At 70.6% G+C, this 17,894-nt stretch carries 13 protein-coding genes; 7 read left to right on the top strand and 6 right to left on the bottom strand.

The window, feature by feature from the left end; all coding sequences use genetic code 11:
• Positions 1 to 259: 259 nt before the first annotated feature.
• Both R4Z62_RS15035 and R4Z62_RS15040 read left to right on the top strand, forming a co-directional pair.
• Entirely contained in the window at positions 260 to 1,063 is an 804-nt protein-coding gene (locus R4Z62_RS15035) for a hypothetical protein (RefSeq protein ID WP_491520031.1), read from the top strand.
• Entirely contained in the window at positions 1,053 to 2,219 is a 1,167-nt protein-coding gene (locus tag R4Z62_RS15040) for a helix-turn-helix domain-containing protein (protein WP_491520032.1), read from the top strand. The genes R4Z62_RS15035 and R4Z62_RS15040 overlap by 11 nt, the downstream gene beginning before the upstream one ends.
• A gap of 186 nt (positions 2,220 to 2,405) precedes the next feature.
• Here the strand turns inward: R4Z62_RS15040 and R4Z62_RS15045 are convergent, their stop codons facing one another.
• The 4 genes from R4Z62_RS15045 to R4Z62_RS15060 form a co-directional block, all read right to left on the bottom strand.
• A complete protein-coding gene (locus R4Z62_RS15045) occupies positions 2,406 to 2,903 on the bottom strand; it encodes a zinc finger domain-containing protein (RefSeq protein WP_491520033.1) in 498 nt (165 codons plus the stop codon).
• Positions 2,904 to 2,948: 45 nt separating this feature from the next.
• Entirely contained in the window at positions 2,949 to 3,689 is a 741-nt protein-coding gene (locus R4Z62_RS15050; RefSeq protein ID WP_491520034.1) for a hypothetical protein, read from the bottom strand.
• Positions 3,690 to 3,805: 116 nt separating this feature from the next.
• Positions 3,806 to 4,618, bottom strand: coding sequence for an 8-oxoguanine DNA glycosylase OGG fold protein (locus tag R4Z62_RS15055; RefSeq protein WP_491520035.1), 813 nt, complete (start codon positions 4,616 to 4,618; stop codon positions 3,806 to 3,808).
• A 250-nt stretch (positions 4,619 to 4,868) separates the two neighbouring features.
• Positions 4,869 to 6,224, bottom strand: a complete 1,356-nt coding sequence (locus R4Z62_RS15060; protein WP_491520036.1) for a hypothetical protein — start codon at positions 6,222 to 6,224, stop codon at positions 4,869 to 4,871.
• A 280-nt stretch (positions 6,225 to 6,504) separates the two neighbouring features.
• Between R4Z62_RS15060 and R4Z62_RS15065 the strand changes: the two genes are divergently transcribed.
• The 3 genes from R4Z62_RS15065 (at position 6,505) to R4Z62_RS15075 (ending at position 11,309) form a co-directional block, all read left to right on the top strand.
• A protein-coding gene (locus R4Z62_RS15065; protein ID WP_491520030.1) for an IS3 family transposase occupies positions 6,505 to 7,706 on the top strand; the annotation gives its coding sequence in 2 pieces (ribosomal slippage) (positions 6,505 to 6,790 and positions 6,790 to 7,706; 1,203 coding nt in all).
• Between the two features lie 752 nt (positions 7,707 to 8,458).
• Entirely contained in the window at positions 8,459 to 9,163 is a 705-nt protein-coding gene (locus tag R4Z62_RS15070; protein ID WP_491520037.1) for a nucleotidyltransferase domain-containing protein, read from the top strand.
• Positions 9,164 to 9,758: 595 nt separating this feature from the next.
• Positions 9,759 to 11,309 carry an LCP family protein gene (locus tag R4Z62_RS15075; protein ID WP_491520038.1) on the top strand — a complete coding sequence of 517 codons (1,551 nt, stop codon included), beginning with the start codon at positions 9,759 to 9,761 and terminating at the stop codon, positions 11,307 to 11,309.
• Positions 11,310 to 11,364: 55 nt separating this feature from the next.
• Here the strand turns inward: R4Z62_RS15075 and R4Z62_RS15080 are convergent, their stop codons facing one another.
• On the bottom strand, positions 11,365 to 12,210 hold the full coding sequence (locus R4Z62_RS15080; protein WP_491520039.1) for an LLM class flavin-dependent oxidoreductase: 846 nt from the start codon (positions 12,208 to 12,210) through the stop codon (positions 11,365 to 11,367).
• A 391-nt stretch (positions 12,211 to 12,601) separates the two neighbouring features.
• Between R4Z62_RS15080 and R4Z62_RS15085 the strand changes: the two genes are divergently transcribed.
• The gene (locus R4Z62_RS15085) at positions 12,602 to 14,821 is read left to right on the top strand and encodes an NAD-binding protein (protein WP_491520040.1); all 2,220 of its coding nucleotides are present in this window, start codon (positions 12,602 to 12,604) and stop codon (positions 14,819 to 14,821) included.
• A 112-nt stretch (positions 14,822 to 14,933) separates the two neighbouring features.
• Here the strand turns inward: R4Z62_RS15085 and R4Z62_RS15090 are convergent, their stop codons facing one another.
• Positions 14,934 to 16,850, bottom strand: a complete 1,917-nt coding sequence (locus R4Z62_RS15090; RefSeq protein ID WP_491520041.1) for a S9 family peptidase — start codon at positions 16,848 to 16,850, stop codon at positions 14,934 to 14,936.
• 153 nt (positions 16,851 to 17,003) lie between these two features.
• Here R4Z62_RS15090 and R4Z62_RS15095 point away from each other — a divergent pair, with 153 nt between their 5' ends.
• A complete protein-coding gene (locus R4Z62_RS15095; RefSeq protein ID WP_491520042.1) occupies positions 17,004 to 17,813 on the top strand; it encodes an SURF1 family protein in 810 nt (269 codons plus the stop codon).
• Positions 17,814 to 17,894 lie beyond the last annotated feature (81 nt).

Raw genomic sequence — 17,894 nt, forward strand, 5'->3', positions numbered from 1 at the left:
GAAGACGACATGAGGTTGGGCGGCAGGCCCGCTACCGCGGCCACCCTCGGCTACGAGCTCGGCGCGATTGGTGCGCCAGCTCCTTCCCGCGCCACACGGCGGGGGAGGCACGACTCGCGCGATCGCAGGCGATCGGTGCGGCAACTTGCCACCGGGAGATCGGCGAGAAGTAGCAGAGGTGCAAGAAAATCTAGATCAACTAAAGTTCGTGCGGTAGCATCCTCGGAGCAACGCAAGCTGTCGTGGATCGGAGTGATGCGTGGACGCGAACGTCGACGGGCCGATGCCGGCCTGGGCCAGTGCTCGCTTTGGGGAAGATGTCGCCGGTCTGCGACTGGCGATCCAGATGGGGCTTCTCGACACCGAGTCGGCGATGCTCGAGTCACACGTGGCCGGTCGGTCCAAGCACAAGTTCGCCGCGGGAGCGGCTCGCATGACCAATCAGTACGACCGGATCGCCGAGCATGTGCTTGACCTCGGCATCCCGGGCACTGAGCTGATCAAGCCGGGCACCTTCTACGAACTCGTGCTGGTGCACAACACCCTCCTCTGTCCCTACCGCGTGGAGTCGGTCGACGGCTTCGAGCCGGGTGACAAGTGGCCGAAGAAGCTGTCGCGCGTGATGCGGGAGCTGTTCGCGCTCACTGACGCGCCGACCCCACGCTGGGTCGCCGATCCGTTGTTGAAGGTGGAGGGCGAGGAGCTGGTTCTCCGACGATCCCTGGCTGATCTGGCTGAACGGGACCCGCGCCCCGGCCTGGTCCTCATCCCGTACGAGATGAACATGAGTGGCCTGCAACGAGCCTGGTGGGGACAGGCTAATCTCCTGGACGAGGCCGGAAACCTTCAGTGGGTGACCGAGAAGTCTCTCCTCACGACCGGCACCGAAAGCCGTCTCTACGCCGTGCCGGATCAGCGTACAGGGGATAACTTCGCCTCTGGTGATCTTCCCGAGGTGGCGCTTTCCACGCGCAGTGAGGCGGCCCGTGCCACGGGAACTCCGCCGCAGAGTGAGATCGAGTACGACGCGTTCGTGAGCGCTGCTGAGGGCAATGAAGATTGAGCAACCACTACTTCCAGGGACGAGCCTGGGCGGTACGTCGCCGAAAGCGGTCTGGGACGGCTTCCACGCGCCCCGACTGACACAGGCGCGACGTCTCGCCGGGCTCACGAAGCGTGAGGTCGCGGACAGCATTGGTGTGTCGGCAGCTGCTGTAGGTCAGTACGAGGCCGGCACCAGCCGCCCTCGCCCTGAACTGATCCCTCGGCTCGCTGAAGTGTTGGACGTGCCGATTCAGTTCTTCGTCGCCGGCCGGCCGATGGGCAAGGTCGATACCTCCATGGCGCACTTCCGGGCTTTGCGTTCCACCTCTGGGGCCCAGCGCGAGCGAGCCCTCGGCTTCGTCGAACAGGTATGGGAGCTCACTCATGCCCTCGAGAAGCGGGTGCAGCTTCCACCTGTGAACCTTCCGGGCTTCACGGGTGGCGAGGTGTACCCCGGGATCGACCTACCTGACGATCCCGTGGGTGCTGCGAGAGCGCTCCGGCGCCACTGGAGACTGGGTGACGGACCGGTGCGCCATCTGGCGCGCCGGATGGAGTCACACGGCCTCATTGTGGTGGCACCTGTAGAGGCCGACGAGGCGGCATCCAAGGTTGACGCCTTCTCCAGCTCCGGCCTACTGCGTCCTGTCGTCGTGCTCACACCCAATCGCGCTGATGATGTCTACCGATATCGCTTCAGCGCGGCCCACGAGCTTGGGCACCTGGTCCTCCACGCAGGTGCCACTGGTGACAGCCGTTTGGAGCGGGAGGCAGATGCTTTCGCCGCCGAGTTCCTCACCCCTCAGAAATCGATCCTTCCTCTGCTGTCGCGGCGGGTGGACCTGGCACAGCTGGCCGACCTGTCCCATACCTGGGGCGTGTCGGTGAGTTCGCTCATCTACCGGTACCGGGAACTCGGGCTCGTCTCAGACGCGACGATCAGCCGCGCGTACCAGCGGCTGCGGGGTCTCAGCGGGCAGCCGGGCTTCGCCCCGGAAACGGTCCGCGGATACCCCGGGGAACAGCCGGTGATGCTTCGCAAGGCATTTGAGCTGGCGGAACAGGATACGGGATTGACGATCCGCGCGCTTGCCGCGGAACTTGCTTGGAAGCCGGCGAGGGTGCGCGAGCTGCTGGGGATGCCGGACAGCCGCCCTGTGCTGAGACTCGTCTGATGCGCCGCTGGGGGAAGGGACTTGCGTCGCTCCCCCAGCGGCTGCCAGCTGGTCTGCCAGTCCCATTGCCGAAGGGCGCGGGTCAGGATCTGTGGACCAGCGCTTTGCCGCAGGGCTTTCGTTCCTACGACCTGGGAAGTCGGAAGGCCGAGACGCCGTCTATCGTCCCGGCCTCAGACCCGGCTTTCAGCGCAGCCCGTACGCGTGGTTGTAGGGCGCTTCGGCGTCGGTGGACCGGAGGAAGTGCGGCTGCTTCCTGGGTCTTCCGCCGCCCGTACGGCAAGCGACCCCAACCGCGGCGCCGCAGGCACGGCACTCCCAGTCAAGGGCCTCGGCCAGCCCCTGCCCCCTAATCTCGTCGAGCACCGCCCTGCGCTCCTTCCACCAGGCTTCCCTCTCGGGCCCTGCCGCCGGTGTCCTCGAGTCTTGTAGGTGACGGAACGCTCGCTGGCGCTCGGGATCGGCGAGGGGGCCGGACAGCGGCTTGGTGACGACGGCCGTCTGGGCTGCTTCCTCACCTGCCTCCAGTTCCGCCTCCATGGCGTCGACCCGCTGACGCAAGTGGCGCTCGAAGTCAGCCAGCGTCGCCTCAGGATGCGTTCCGGAGAAGTTCAAGGTCTCCAGGTGGAAGGTGCGCAGAACGCCGAGCGTGTGCTGCGCCTTGTGGTTGGTGAACTCGCGCATCGCGGTACCGGTGCGTCCTCTCGTGTGCTGATTGGGTGGGGGGGCTCAGAGGTACCGGCCGAAGGCCGTCTCCAAGCGCTCGACGGCATCGTCGTGGGCACTCATATGCGGTCGCATCACCCACAGATCTTCGCGGAAAGGCTCGAATCCCAAGGATTGCCAGGTCCGTTGGACGACGGTCTTCTCGCGTGTCTCCCGTGTTCTGTCGTCCCGTTCGTCGACAGGGATGTCGATGGGGTACGGATGCGTCGCCACGAGCGCCGCCTGGCCGGCCACCCACCGGAGCATGCGACCGATCAACAACCGGCCGACGCCGCCCAGGCCGCGCCAGGCCGGCGCGATCCGCGCCCGATCGATGATGACGACGTGGGTGCCGCTCACCAGGCACGCTTCCAGGTCGCTGTGGAGGCCGAGATCGCCGGACTTGTCGAAGAGCGGGGCGAAGTGTTCGTAGTCGGCGTCGCGCGAGTCCAGCGACGCGTAGATGTGGCCGATGCGCCACAGGTCCAGCGTGAGCCCGGACATGGAGAGGATCGTCAACTCCTGGCGCTGGCCCTGGAGCGTCTGGGCCAGTGATATGCCCGGGCCGAGGAGGCGGGCGTTGTCGGCCACGGCCTCCTCGTCTTCCGGCTCCCACAGGGGCAGGACGGCACGGCAGCCCCATTCCAGCGTCGCTGGATCGTCGTGGGCGTCCGATGCGACAAGAGATGCGGCGGAGCCGAAACGTAACTCCAGACGGTTCAGGGACATCAGAAGCTCCACCCGTTCGGGTGCGGCATCAGTCATAAGATCAAACGCTAGCCACTGGCTCCGCTTCCTACGAGGCGTTTCAGAGGATCGCGCCACCTTGTAACGGTCTGCGCCGCCCTCGGCCACTCGGTTTGCCATGTCTTGCTCACCACTCACGGTCGAGCGGTACTGTCCCCATCGACGGTAGCGGCAGGCACTGACAGGCGGGTGGGTTGATAAGGGAGCCGGATTCTGCTCTGGGATCCCAAAGAGGCCGAATCCCCGGGGTCCGGCGCGAACAGCCAGCGCTCGATCTCATCGGCGCCAATGCGGCGCCCGAGCTGCTGACTTTCCTCCTGGGACCAGCGCTGCAGCAGCGCGCAGTACCGGGCGTAGGTACTGGTCGGCCATCCGCTATTGCCGAGCGAGTCCCACTGGCAGGCCGTTCTGAGCGTGTCGGCGACACGGGAGTCCAAGATCGAGCACGGGTGGTCCAGGGCGCCGCCGCCGACGAAATACAGGACCTTGGTCGAGAAGGCCGGGCCCAGGTGTGCGATGGCGTTGCGGCCTCCTGGGCGCAGAGCTTCGTAAGCCTGCCCCGGATCTTCGCGGGCCGCCAGTAGGGCCCGGCGAAGAGCCGCCGTAGCCGATGGCAGGCCATCCGCCACAGCTCGGATGCGCTTGCGGTTGTGGCGGAGCTTCATGCCGCTGCCCCAGGCAAGGATCCGCCACAGGAATCGCAGCAGCTCCTCTTCCGAATCCAAATCGAGGCTGGCTGCATGCGCGAAGAGGTCGCCCCGGCTGAGATGCGTGGTGCCTGGGCCAGTGACGGGAGCGCCAGGCAGGTGAGCTGCGGCTACCTCGGAGTTCCACCAGTGGGCAGGTATGGCAATGGTGTGATCGTCGATTCGCTCTGACCGCTGCTGGGCAAGAGCCTCACGGCACGCGCGTGGCAATTGCAGGCGAGACAGGTCGGTGGGTGTCATGCAGCCATCCTGCCCGGCGAAGGGCGGGCAGGATGGCGACTCTGGTACTCCCGCTTGCTGTGGGCTGCTCCTGCTGGATACAGCTGCGGGAAGCTCTGCGTAAGGCACTGCCGGACGGATTCGGCTGTTGTCACCGCGATCAGGAGGCGGCTCAGCTGCACCGACTCTCTTCGCCAGCGCATGCGCGGCTGTGTGCACCTCCGCCCGGCAGGCCGCGGACGCGGATCTAGAGCTTTCACCGGCTCCTGGGTCACTCGTCCCGGAGGCGGATAGCCAGGACTGTCCCGTCGGCTCGGACCGACACCGTGTTCCAGTACTTCGATGTGCTGCGCGGCGGCCACTGTCCTCGCAGGTCGTGTACCTGGCGGCGGTACTCGTTGACGTGTCCGTGGTGGAGATGCGTGTAGAGGCTTCTCTCTAGCCCGGAGAAGGCTTCTACCCGGGTGCCGTTGAGGCGGTAGATGTGATCGGTGCCGACGAAGTCGATGTCGTGGATGCGGTGCTCCGCGTCTCGCAGCCTGGCCGTGCTGGCATGGGTGTCGTGCTGGAAGTGCCGTCGCCCTTGTTCCTTGGTCAGGTACCGAGCGGTGGGTTTGCCACCGCCGGTGAAGGCGGTGAGTGCGGCTGCCTCCGTCCGGGCCAGCACGATGCTGAACCATGCGAAGGACTCGGGCTGTATCTGGAACCCGGGAATGGTCGCCCTGTCGCCGTCGGTGGGCAGTACGACATCGGGCATGAACTCTTCCTGCGTGAGTGCGAGGTCGAGGTCGATTCCCGGTTTCCCGCCGGGCGGGCGGAGCAGAGTTGTGCCCGGCGCTTCCAGAACATGCAGGGCGAGACTTTCCTTGGCTGGGATCTCGGTACCTATGAGGAGGTAGGGGACGGTGCCGTAGGGGCCGATGTGGACTGACTCCACGTGGGCACTGGCGGTGCTGAGTTGCTTGTACACCTGATGAACGCTGCTGTGCGTCCCCTTCGAGGACATCAGGAAGATCTTGGACGGCTGTCCGGGTTGCCAGGCTTCGACGAAGAAGTGGGGGCGTCGCTGCAACGGTTCCGGGCGAGGCCCGGTGCCGGAGCTGCGCAGTGTCCAGCCAGCTTTAAGGGCGATGTCCGCCGGTATTACGGAGACCGAGTGGTCAGGGTACCGGGACCTGACTATGTGCTCGGCCAGCAGCGAGGCGAAGCCGGTGCCGATCTCTCCGGACTGCGTGGCCTTGTAGAAGCGCAGGAGGTCGCGTCCCTCGGACGACAACTGCAGGAATCGCCCCCTGTTCGCCTCCAGTGCCTGGCTGTAGCGCAGGCTGCCCCAGTGCTCGGCGAGTCCTCGGCCGGCTCCCTGACGGGCCGCGGCAGCGCCCAGGCCGATGGCGTGCAGGACTTGCCAAGGGGTGAGTGACAGTGATCGCGGCGCTTTCCGGACGGCTCTGTAGTCGGTGCGCCTGCGCAGCGGGCCCCGCCCGTCCTCCGCACGCTTCTTGTCTTCGTCTGAAGCCGCCTTGTTGACCTCGGCAGCGAGTTCGTGAGACGAGCGGACCTGAATGTTGGAGGTGGTGCTCAGTTCGCCCAAGATCTCGGTGACGGTTTTGGTTCCGTCCTCTTTCACCGGCGCCCCCTCTGTCGATGCCGTGTGGTGTGAGCCGTTGGACGCTAGGAAAGTGCCGGGGAGCGCAACAAGTACGCACCAGGGGCGCACGAACGGATTCGGCCACGTCCTCCGGCTCAGTGTCATGCATCACCAGTAAGGCACAGATGCGGTCTGGGCTTGATCCGCTTTGACGGACATCGAAGATCAGGGGCTTCGGTCCCAGAAGGATGATGGGCTTTGCCCCTTGATCCTGGACACACGAGACACTGGATCCTGAGGATCTGAGAATGGACATCTCGTGGTCATGAAGAACTATCCGCCGCAGTTCAAGGCGGACGCGGTCGCGCTGTACCAGTCGCGGCCCGAGGCGACGATCCGGCAGGTCGCCGCCGATCTGGGCATCAACCCCGAGACCCTGCGGAACTGGGTGCGGGCAGCCGGCGCGAGCCGTCCTCGGGGACGCCGGGCGGAGGTGTCGACCGAGCCACCGACGCCGTTGGAAGCGGAGAATGCCGCTCTGCGCAAGAAGGTCCGCGAGTTGGAGGAAGAACGCGAGATCCTGCGCAAGGCGGCGAAGTATTTCGCCGGGGAGACGCGCTGGTGAACCGCTTCCAGTTCGTTGCCGACCACCACCGCCGCTACGGCGTGAAGCGGCTGTGCACCATCCTCGGCATCGCCCGCTCCAGCTTCTACTACTGGCGTCGGACGGCCGCGGACCGGGCCGCCCGGCAGGCGGCCGACGCTCGCCTCGCCGCCCGGATACGGGTCGTGCACCGCGAGTCGGACGGCACCTATGGCGTTCCGAGGATCACAGCCGAGCTCCGCGAAGCGGGTGAGCACGTCAATCACAAGCGGATCGCGCGTGTGATGCGGGGCGCCGGTCTGGCGGGCGTGCGCTTGCGCCGCAGGCACCGCACCACTGTTGCGGACCCGGCCGCGGCGAAGGCCCCGGACCTCGTCGGCCGCGACTTCACGGCAAGCGAGCCGAACACGAAGTACGTCGGCGACATTACCTATCTCCCGCTGGACGGCGGGAAGTTCCTCTACCTGGCCACCGTCATCGACCTCGCCTCACGCCGCCTGGCCGGCTGGGCCATTGCGGACCACATGCGCGCTGACCTCGTCACTGACGCACTGGCCGCCGCCGAACGGACCCGCGGCAGCCTCGCCGGAGCGGTCATGCACACCGACCACGGGGCCCAGTACACCAGCCGGGTCTTCGCCGACGCCTGCCGCCAAGCCGGCGTCCGCCAGTCCATGAGCGCAATCGGCAGCTCCGCGGACAACGCCCTCGCCGAGTCCTTCAACGCAACGTTCAAACGCGAGACGCTTCAGGGCCGCAAGCACTGGTCCAGCGAACGTGAGGCCCGCCTCGACGCATTCCGCTGGCTCAACCGTTACAACACCCGACGCCGTCACTCCCGCCTCGGGCAACGCAGCCCGATCGCTTACGAGACAGCGTCCGAAACAACATCAACTACGCTGACACCAGCCGCATAACCCGTGTCCAGGATTCGGGGTCAAGGCCCCATGACGACACCGAGGTCCCACCGAGTGGTGTGGTCTTGCGGATCCCGCCGGCCCGGATGCCCTGTGGCCGATCGGCGCGGCCGAGCGGCCATGGCAGCTTTGTGAGCCGGCCAGAGCGGCGCCCACAATGGTGATCTGAGCCCGCTGGTCGAGTGCCATGGCGCCAAGGATTCGTGTGAGCTGATACGGCGGGCCAGACGGACTTGGCGGCCGTTGGCTGATGCCCCGCTGGGAGCCACCTGGGAGCCGACCCGCTCCCCGAGCCTCTTCAAGACCACCCGAGACCACCGCACCCCAACGCCCTGACCAGGCAAAACAGCAAACCACCCGGTGTCGATCACGCCCGACCCTCATTCGGGACGAAGAGGTCGTGGGTTCAAATCCCGCCACCCCGACGCTGGTCAGAGGGCTTGGTGTGTAAGTTGCGCCAGGCCCTTTGACGTGTTTGAGGGCCGAACAGGGGCCAAGGGAATCCGGTCAAACGTCGTGGGCAGTCACACCGCGTCGCTGTGAAGATCACGTTCATCGCCGCTGCCTCCTCCGCTGAGCGGCCGTGCGAGCGTTTCAGGGGTTGTTCATGGCCAGCGCCGGACGAGTGACCGACGACTCGTGATGCCCAGGGCGGCAGCACGTCCGCCCGAAGTGAGACGCAGAGGGCGAGATGGCGCGGGCGGGCGGAGAAAGGGCGTGCGTCCGGCGGGCGCGGTGGTGATAGTTGCCGTATGGATGCGATCAAGGCCGCACGCGCCGTCGTGGAGGAACAGCACCCCGAAGCGCGCGCCGCGTTCCTGGGCGGCAGTGGGGCGACGGGTCGTCGCACGGTGACGTCGGATCTCGACGTCGTGGTGCTGCTGCACGGGGCCCCGGCGCCGTACCGGGTGAGCCTCCGGTATGCCGACTGGCCGGTGGAGATGTTCGTGCACACCGAAGCGACGTGGCACGCCTACATCGAACGGGAACTGCCCACACGCCGGTCGCCACTGCTGTGGATGTGTGCCGACGGGCTGCTGCTCTTCGATGGCGATGGAGTCGGGACGCGCCTCGCGGAGCATGCCCGGAAGCTGGTCGCCGCGGGACCGCCTCCGGTGCCGGCGGAAGAGATCGACGATCGCCGCTACGCGATCACCGACCTCCTCGACGACCTGGTGGGAAGCAACGACCCGAGCGAGCGTCTCTTCATCGCGACCGAACTGGTCCGTCGCACCGGTGAACTGGCGCTGGCGCTCTCCGGGTCTTGGGGCGGGGGTGGCAAGTGGCTGGCACGCCGCCTGGAGGCGGCCGTGCCAGGGCTCGGCAGACGTCTCCACCACGGGCTGCGGGAAGTGCTCGGCGGGAGGGTGGAGCCGCTCGCGGCCGTCGTCGAAGAGGTGCTCGGGCAGGGCGGCGGCCGGTTGTGGGTCGGGTACGAGCGCCCGGGAACTCCCTGAACCATCGCGCCCGTAGAGGCTCGCGCGGTCGGCACCGGACTTCACGCCGTCGGGATCGGGCTTTGTCGGTGAGTTGCGCAATCTTTAAACTGTGGGGCATGGAGACAGCCGATGTGACGGTGCGGGAGGACGCGGTGCTCGTGGGTGGGCCTGCGGACGGGGTGCGGGTGGTGGTCGCGGGGCGGCCTCGGGTGGTGCAGGTGACGTATCCGTGCGGGGTCGAGGGCGGGCCGGACGGGGTGCGGGTGGAGGGGGCACGGGTGGAGGGGGTCTATGTGTATCGGCGGGTTCTCGGGGAGGCCGGGGAGGGAGGGGGTGCGGGACGGGGGGTGCGGTACGGGTTCGATGTCGCCAGTCCCTGAGCCGTTCCAGTTCCTGGGTCCCGCCAGACGGTGCGTCGCTTCAGTCTTGAGCCCCGCCGGACCTTGCGCCGTTTCAGTTTTGAGCCCCGCCGGGCCTTGCGTCGCTTCAGTTTTGAGCCCCGTCAGCCGTTGAGTCGTTTGGGCCTTGCGCCCCGTCAGTCCTTCTTCTGGATCTTGGTTCGGATGATTGCGTAAGTGTGCAACCATCTGGCGGGCTCGTTCGTCTTCTCGGTATGAGTCGTACGTATGAACGCACGCGGCGGGCCGCTTCCAGCCCCCGGAGGCACGGTCGGGCGGGGCGGCGGCGGGGGCCCGTGCGGGTGGTGCTGATGGTCGCGCTGGTGGTGGCCGTGCTCGGTACGGCCGGGGCGGGGTGGATCTACCTCAAGCTCAATGGCGACATCAAGACCTTCGACGGCAGCGGGCTGGCCACGGACCGGCCCGGCGCGGGCTCCTCCGAGGGGGAGAACGTGCTGGTGATCGGGTCGGACGCGCGCACGGACGGGAACGACGCGCTGGGCGGGGGCAGCAAGGACGACATCGGGCGGTCCGACACCGCGTTCCTGCTGCACGTCTACGCCGACCACCGGCACGCGATCGCCGTGTCGATACCCCGGGACACCCTGGTCACCATCCCGCCGTGCCGGCTGCCCGACGGCGCCTGGACCAAGGCCCGGCCGCAGACCATGTTCAACGAGGCCTTCTCGGTCGGGCAGACGGAGAAGGGGAATCCGGCCTGCACCCAGAACACCGTGGAGTCCCTGACCGGGCTGCGGGTCGACCACACCGTCGTCGTCGACTTCAAGGGGTTCGCCGCCCTGACGGACGTGGTGGGGGGTGTGCCGGTGTGTCTGCCGCAGGACATCTACCAGGGCGATCTCAATCCCAACCGCACCACCAAGGGGTCCCTGCTCTTCAGGAAGGGGCAGCAGACCGTCTCGGGGCGCAAGGCACTCGACTACGTGCGCATTCGGCACGGCATCGGGGACGGGTCCGACATCGGGCGCATCAAGCGCCAGCAGGCCTTCGTCTCCAGCCTGTTGAAGAAGATCAAGAGTGACGGGCTCACCCCGACCAAGCTGCTGCCGCTCGCCAGCGCCGCCACCGGTTCCATGACCGTCGATCCGGGGCTGGGCTCGGCCGCCAAGCTCGTCTCCTTCGCCATGTCGCTGAAGGACATCGACCTGCACAACACCAAGTTCGTGACGATTCCCTGGCGTTACCAGGGTGAGCGCGTCGCCGTCGTGGAGCCGGACGCGTCCGATCTGTGGGCCGCGCTGAAGGCCGACCGCACCGTCGACGGCAAGGACGCCGGAGGGAACGGCACGAAGCGGGCTCCTTCCGGGACCGCCTCCGCGAGCGTGTCCGGGGCCGGGATCGACGTCGCCGTGCTCAACGGCACCACCGCCCGCGGCCTCGCCGCCAAGGCCGCCGCCGCGCTCACCGGGCACGGGTTCACGGTCACCGTGGTCGGCAACGCCGACAACCGGCGGTACACCACCACCGTCGTCGAGTACGGCAGCGGGCTGCGCGGCCGGGCCGAGACGGTCGCGCGGCTCTTCCCGGGGGCCGAGCTGCGCACCGTCGCGGGGGCCGGCGCCGGTGTCGACGTCATCGTGGGGACGGCCTACGCGGCCGCCTCGGCCACCGGGGACGGCGGCGCCCCCGCCTCCCCCACGCCGTCCGCCGACCCGTCCGCCGCCGTCCCCGACTCGGTGGCCCACGACGCCCGGTCCGCCGACGACGACCTGTGCTCCGACCTGTCGTACGGGAGCGGCGGCTGACCGGCGTCGAGGGCCGGTCGTGTCTGCCCGCGTCCCGGCGGGTCAGCGGTTGAGTTCACAGGGCTTCCGCGATGCGGTCGACCTGGTCGGGGTCGAGGCCGTAGCAGTAGAACATGACCTCGTCGGCGCCCAGGTCGGCGTAGGCGGTGACGATGTCGCGGACGGCCTGCGGGGTGGTGAGCATGCCGGAGACCATGCGGTCGGGCATGCCGGTGAAGGCGTAGTACGCGTGCATCGCGGCCCGCGCGTCGTCGACGACCGCCTGCGGGCCCAGCGCGACGTTCGCCTGGGCGACCAGGCGCGGGGCGCCCTCGCGGCCGTGCGCGCGCCACTGTTCGCGGACGGTGTCGAACAGGCCGCCCGCCCAGGACGGCGGCGCGGCGGCCAGGAAGCCGTCGCCCCAGCGGGCCACCCGCTCCAGGGCCATGGGCTTGAAGCCGCCGAAGAGGATCTCGGGGCCGCCGGGGCGGGCGGGGGCCGGGCCGATGGGGCCCGCGTCCGCGCCGTACGGTTCGCCGGACCACAGGCGGCGCAGCAGCGGCAGTTGCTCGTTCAGGCGGCGGCCGCGGGTGTGCAGGTCGACGCCCGCGGCCTCGTGGTCGTCCGCCCGGCCGCCGACGCCGAGGCCGAGGACCAGCCGGCCGCCGGACATCCGGTCCAAGGTGGCCGTCTGCTTGGCGAGCAGGGCGGTGTCGCGCAGCGGGGCGAGCAGCACCTCGGTCTGGACGCGGACGCGCGAGGTGGCGCCGGCCAGGACGGCGAGCGCGATCAGCGGTTCGGGGTTGTCGTAGACCAGCCGGTCGAGCAGGCCGAGCGTGGTGAACGGGCCGTCCTCGGCGCGCCGGGCCCAGGTGAGCAGGGTGGCGGGGTCGCTGATGGGCAGGCCGATACCGACGTTCATGAAGGAACCTCCGTGAGGGCAGGGCAGAGCAGGGCAAGGCGGTGAGGCCGGTCGCGCTGTCGCGTCCGGCCGGGTCGCTGCCGCCCTCTCCTGCGCCTCGGTGAGGCGGGACGCTCCCACTCTGCGGCGTACTTCCGGGGAGGTCTCTTCGAAGTGCGTCCAGGGTAGGCGTCCGGGGCGCGGACGGCCACCGGTTTTCCGGCCGCACCCAGCCGCACCCAGCCGCACCCAGCCGTACGCAGCCGTACGCAGCCGTACACGGGGGCGCGCGGCGCGCAGCGGGCGGCGGGCGGCGGGCGGGGCTGGAACCGCGCGCGCCCGTGCGGCAGTCTTTCCGCTCGTGGGGAGCGTTCCGTATCAAGGTGGTGCGTCGGGCGGCACGGGGGCGCACATGGTGGTGTGCGGCGACGACGGGCTCGCGCACCGTCTGGCCGCGGAGTTGCGCGGGGTGTACGGCGAGCAGGTCACGCTGGTCGTGCCGCCCTCCGAGCGGGCCGTACGGCCCCCGGTGGTCGGCCGGGCGCGGGCGGCCTCCGCGCTGCTGGACCGGATGGTCAGCGCGGCCGTGGGCCGGGCCGGCGGGAACGGCGGCGCGGGCGCGCACGGCGGCGGCAGCGGCAGCGGGGGTGGCGGCGGAGGCGGCGGGGCGGGCGCCGCGGCTCTGGGTGCGGCGGACCGGGTGGTGGAGGCCGCCGAGCTGACCGAGGCGGTCCTCGTGGACGCCGGGGTGGAGCGGGCGAGCGCGCTGGCCCTGGTGTACGACGACGACGAGACCAACATCCGGGCCGCGCTCACCGTCCGGCGGTTCAATCCGCGGCTGCGGCTCGTGCTGCGGCTGTACAACCGGCGGCTCGGCCAGCACATCGAGGAACTCCTCGATCAAGCCGCCGCGTTGGCGACCGGCGACGGCTCCGCACCGCCCGGGTCCACCCCGTCCGGCGCCGCCGCGCTCGGCGGTGGCGACGCGTCCACGACCGTGCTGTCCGACGCCGACACGGCCGCGCCCGCGCTGGCCGCCGGAGCCGTCGTCGGCACCAGCAAGGTCGTGCAGACCGAGGGCCTGCTGCTGCACGCGGTCGAACGCCCGCCGCCCGCGCCGGGCCAGGTCGCCGACCCGGGGCTGTGCACGCTGGCCCTGCTGTCCGCGACGAGCAGCGACCCGGCCGGGGCCGACGGGTCCGAGGTCAGCGGGGAGCAGCGGCCCCGGCTGTTGCCGGACGCGGCGGCGGTGCGGGAGGCCACCGGGCGCGGGACCGTGGTCCTCGAACAGGTCTCGTACGCCGCCGGGCCGCCGCTGCCGGCCGGGCGCGGGGTCGGCGTCGTACCGCCGCTCACGTCGCTGTTCTCGCGGCGGCTGCGCTGGTCGGTGGCCGGGCTCGTGGCGTGTGTGTTCGCCCTCGCGGTGGCGTTGTGGCTGGTGACGGGGGTGCGTCCGCTGGGCGCGCTCTATCTGACGCTGCTCGACCTGTTCGCCATCGACGATCCGGCGATCGGCGAACCGGTCGGCCGGCAACTGCTCCAACTGCTCTCCGGGCTCGTCGGGTTGCTGCTGCTGCCGGTGCTGCTGGCGGCGGTCCTGGAGGCGCTGGGCACCTTCCGGACGGCGTCCACGCTGCGCAAGCCGCCGCGCGGACTGAGCGGGCACGTGGTGCTGCTGGGGCTGGGGAAGATCGGCACCCGGGTGCTGACCCGGCTGCGCGAACTCCAGGTCCCGGTGGTGTGCGTGGAGTCGGACCCGGACGCGCGGGGGCTGGCGACGGCCCGGCGGCTGCGGGTTCCGGTGGTGCTCGGGGACGTCACGCAGGAGGGCGTACTGGAGTCGGCGAAGATCCATCGCGCCCACGCGCTGCTCGCGGTGACCAGCGCGGACACCACGAACCTGGAGGCGGTGCTCTACGCCCGCTCGGTGCGGCCCGATCTGCGGGTGGTGCTGCGGCTGTACGACGACGACTTCGCGACCGCCGTGTACCGGACGCTGCGGGCCGCGCATCCGCGGGCGCTGACCCGGAGCAGGAGCGTGACGCATCTGGCGGCGCCCGCGTTCGCCGGGGCGATGTTCGGGCGGCAGATCCTGGGGGCGATCCCGGTGGAGCGGCGGGTGCTGCTGTTCGCTTCCGTGGACGTGGGCGGGCATCCGCAGCTGGAGGGCCGGACGGTCGCCGAGGCGTTCCGGCCGGGGTACTGGCGGGTGCTGGCGCTGGAGGCGGGCTCGCGGGGCGCCGCGGGAGCCGGGGGCGGGGGCGGGGAGCGGCGGGAGCCCGCTGCGCAGGCGGCGGCCGAGGACCCGGATCCGGGGACCGGACCCGCGGCCGGACGCACCGGGCACAGCGGACCGTCCGGGCACACCGCCGGGCGCCCCTCCGCGCGGACGGGCGGGCGCCCGAGCGGGCATACCGCCGGGCGGGCGCCCGGGACGGCGGCGGGCGGGCCCCGGTGGAACCTGCCCGACACCTATGTCCTGCGGACCGAGGACCGGGTCGTCCTGGCCGCGACCCGCCGGGGACTCGCCGAGCTGCTGGGGCGGCGAGGACGGGACGGACGGGACGGACGGGACGGACGAGACGGTCCGGAGGGATCCGGGGCGGCGGGGGCGGGCGCCGGGGCGGTGTAGGTGGCCGGGGCGGTGCGCCAGCCCCCGGCACCCGCACCCCGCACCTCGCACCCACCCCGTCGGCGCCCCGCACCGCGCGCTTCCGGTACGCCGGGCTCCCCCGCGGTGTCCGCTACTTCGGCAGATGACGCTCGGCGAAGTCCAGTTCGAGCCGGACCTGCTTGATGCGCTCGTCGACCACCAGGGAGCCGTGGCCCGCGTCGTAGCGGTAGACCTCGTGGACGGCGCCCCGCGACTCCAGGCGCTTGACGTAGTTGTCGATCTGGCGGATGGGGCAGCGCGGGTCGTTGACCCCGGCGGAGATGTAGACCGGGGCCTTGACCTGGTCCACATAGGTGAGCGGGGAGGACGCCTCGAAGCGCTCGGGGACCTCCTCCGGGGTGCCGCCCAGCAGGGTGCGGTCCATCGCCTTGAGGGCTTCCATCTCGTCGTGGTACGCCGTGACGTAGTCGGCGACCGGGACCGCCGCGATGCCGAGGGTCCACGCGTCCGGCTGGGTGCCGACGCCCAGCAGGGTGAGGTAACCGCCCCAGGAGCCGCCGGTGAGGATCAGCCGCTCCGGGTCGGCGAGGCCCGAGCCGATCGCCCACTCGCGGACCGCCGCGATGTCCTCCAGCTCGATCAGGCCGACCCGGTGCTTGAGGGCGTCGGTCCAGGCGCGGCCGTAGCCCGTGGAGCCGCGGTAGTTGACCCGGACCACCGCGTAGCCGTGGTCGACCCAGGCGGCGGGGCCCGCGGCGAAGGAGTCGCTGTCGTGCCAGGTGGGGCCGCCGTGGATGTCGAAGACGGTGGGCAGCGGGCCGGTGGTGCCCGCCGGCTTCTGCACCAGGGCGTGGATGCGCCCGCCGGGTCCCTCCACCCAGACGTCCTCCACCGGGACCGAGCCGGGGGACTTCATGCCCGGAGGGTCCAGGACCACGCCGCCGGCCGTCGAGCGGACCGCCGACGGCTCGGCCGCCGACGACCACAGGTACTCCACCGCGCCGTCCGGGCGGGCGCTCGCGCCCGAGACCGTGCCGGGCGGGGTGGCGATCCTGGTCAGCTCGCGGCTCACCGGGTCGTAGCGGAACAGCTCGCTGCGGGCCTCGAAGCTGTGCGCGACGAGCAGGCCGCTGCCGTCCGGGTACCACTCCGCGCTCACATCGCCCGGCAGGTCGAGGGCGAGGTCCGTCTCCTCGCCGGTGGCCACGTCCCAGACCAGCGGCTCCCAGCGGCCCCGGCGCTGGTGCCCGATGAGCAGCCGGGTGTCGCCGTCGACCGGGGCGAAGCCCAGCACCTCCAGGCCCAGCTCGACGGTGCCGCCCTTGGTGTCGTCCAGCTCGGCGACCGCCGTGCCGTCCGGGCGCAGCACGCGCAGCGCCGAGTGCATCGCGTCGCCGTGCTCGGTGTGCTCGACGGCGATCAGGGTGCCGTCGTGGGAGAGGTCGCCGACGCCCGCCGACTCGCGGTGGCGGTAGATCTCCGCCGGGGCCTCGCCGGAGCCCACGCGCGCGAGATGGATGGTGGTGCCGTCCTCGTCGGTGGAGCGGCCCACGACCGCCGTGCGCCCGTCGCGGCCGAGCGCGAGGCCGGCCGGGTAGGACGGTTCGAGGTCCGGCACCGCCGCCTCGTCGGGGCCGCCGGTGAACGGCTGGCGGCGCCAGACGCCGAACTCGTCGCCGTCCTTGTCGTCGAACCACCAGATCCACGCGCCGTCCGGGGAGAGCACGCCGTCCGTCGTGCCGTTCGGCCGGTGGGTGGCCTGGCGCTGGGCGCCGCTCGCGCGGTCCCAGGCGTACAGCTCGTACGTCCCCGTCGCGTTCGACACGAACAGGGAGCGGTCCGGCGCGTCCTCCGCCCAGTCGGGCAGGGACACCCGGGGCGCGCGGAAGCGCTTCTCCCAGTCCGGCACGGCCGACGTGCCCTGCGCCCCCGCCGTCCTTCCCGCCTCCGGCGTCCCCGGCGCCGCGGACCCGTCCTGTCCGGCCGGGCCCCGCCCGCTCCGCTCGCTCCGCCGGTTCTGCGCGCCGTTCCCGTTGCTCTCAGTCATGGCCCCATACTGCCTGGCCGGGCCGACAACGCGCCGCCCCGTTCCCCAGCCTGTGGAAAACCGCCCGTCCGGAACCCTTCTGCGGCCACGCGCCTGTGGAAAACTCCCACCCCGCGGCCTGCCGCGACCGGCGGGGGCCGTACCGTTGGGGCCGTGTACCGGTTTCTTCTGACGCCCCGCTGGTGGGGCATCAACGTCTTCGTGCTGCTCGCCATCCCGTTCTGCGTCTTCATGGGATCGTGGCAGCTGAGCCGGTTCGACGCGCGCGTGGACGATCACCGCAACCTGTCCGAGCAGACCGCCTCCGCCCGTACGGAGCCGCCGCGTCCGCTGGCCGCGCTGCTCCCCGTCGACAAGCGGACCTCGGGCATGCCCGCCACCACGACCGGCCGCTACGGCAAGCAACTGCTGGTCCCGGACCGCGAGCTGGACGGCAAGCAGGGGTACTACGTGCTGACGCTGCTGCGCACCGGCTCCGGCAAGGCGCTGCCCGTCGTGCGCGGCTGGCTGCCGGGCACCGCGGACGCGGCGAAGGCCCCCGCGCCGCCCGTCGGCGAGGTCACCGTGACCGGGGCGCTCCAGGCGTCCGAGTCGCCCGGCGGCAACGGGGTCGGCACCCGGGGCGGGCTGCCGTCCGGGCAGACCGGGGCGATCAGCGCGGCCTCGCTGGTGAACCTGGTGCCCTACGACGTCTACGACGCCTGGGTCACGCTCGACAAGGCCGACGCCGGGATGAAGGCGGTGCCCGCGAAGGCGCCCGAGGGCAGCGGGCTCGACCTGAAGGCGTTCCAGAACCTCGGGTACACCGGTGAGTGGTTCGTGTTCGCCGGGTTCGTGGTCTTCATGTGGTTCCGGCTGGTGCGGCGCGAGCTGGAGGCCGCGCGGGACGCCGCGCTCGGGCTGGTGCCCGACGACGCGGAGGGCTCCGGCGAGCCTCTGGAGGGGCGTACCGCAGGGGTCTGACCTCCGCCGCCGTCCCTCCGGCCCCTTCCGCGTCCGTGCCGTGTTGCCGTGCCGTGTGCCGTGGCCATGCCGCGTCCACGG

It is taken from the genome of Streptomyces sp. PL-25 (genome assembly GCF_058344915.1).

Bases quoted from the DNA above. Each gene is read 5' to 3' on its own strand.
- R4Z62_RS15040 (WP_491520032.1), top strand. From the start codon at position 1,053: ATGAAGATTGAGCAACCACTACTTCCAGGGACGAGCCTGGGCGGTACG.
- R4Z62_RS15085 (WP_491520040.1), top strand. From the start codon at position 12,602: ATGGTGGTGTGCGGCGACGACGGGCTCGCGCACCGTCTGGCCGCGGAG.
- R4Z62_RS15090 (WP_491520041.1), bottom strand. From the start codon at position 16,850: ATGACTGAGAGCAACGGGAACGGCGCGCAGAACCGGCGGAGCGAGCGG.
- R4Z62_RS15050 (WP_491520034.1), bottom strand. From the start codon at position 3,689: ATGACTGATGCCGCACCCGAACGGGTGGAGCTTCTGATGTCCCTGAAC.
- R4Z62_RS15075 (WP_491520038.1), top strand. From the start codon at position 9,759: ATGAGTCGTACGTATGAACGCACGCGGCGGGCCGCTTCCAGCCCCCGG.
- R4Z62_RS15070 (WP_491520037.1), top strand. From the start codon at position 8,459: ATGGATGCGATCAAGGCCGCACGCGCCGTCGTGGAGGAACAGCACCCC.
- R4Z62_RS15055 (WP_491520035.1), bottom strand. From the start codon at position 4,618: ATGACACCCACCGACCTGTCTCGCCTGCAATTGCCACGCGCGTGCCGT.
- R4Z62_RS15045 (WP_491520033.1), bottom strand. From the start codon at position 2,903: ATGCGCGAGTTCACCAACCACAAGGCGCAGCACACGCTCGGCGTTCTG.
- R4Z62_RS15080 (WP_491520039.1), bottom strand. From the start codon at position 12,210: ATGAACGTCGGTATCGGCCTGCCCATCAGCGACCCCGCCACCCTGCTC.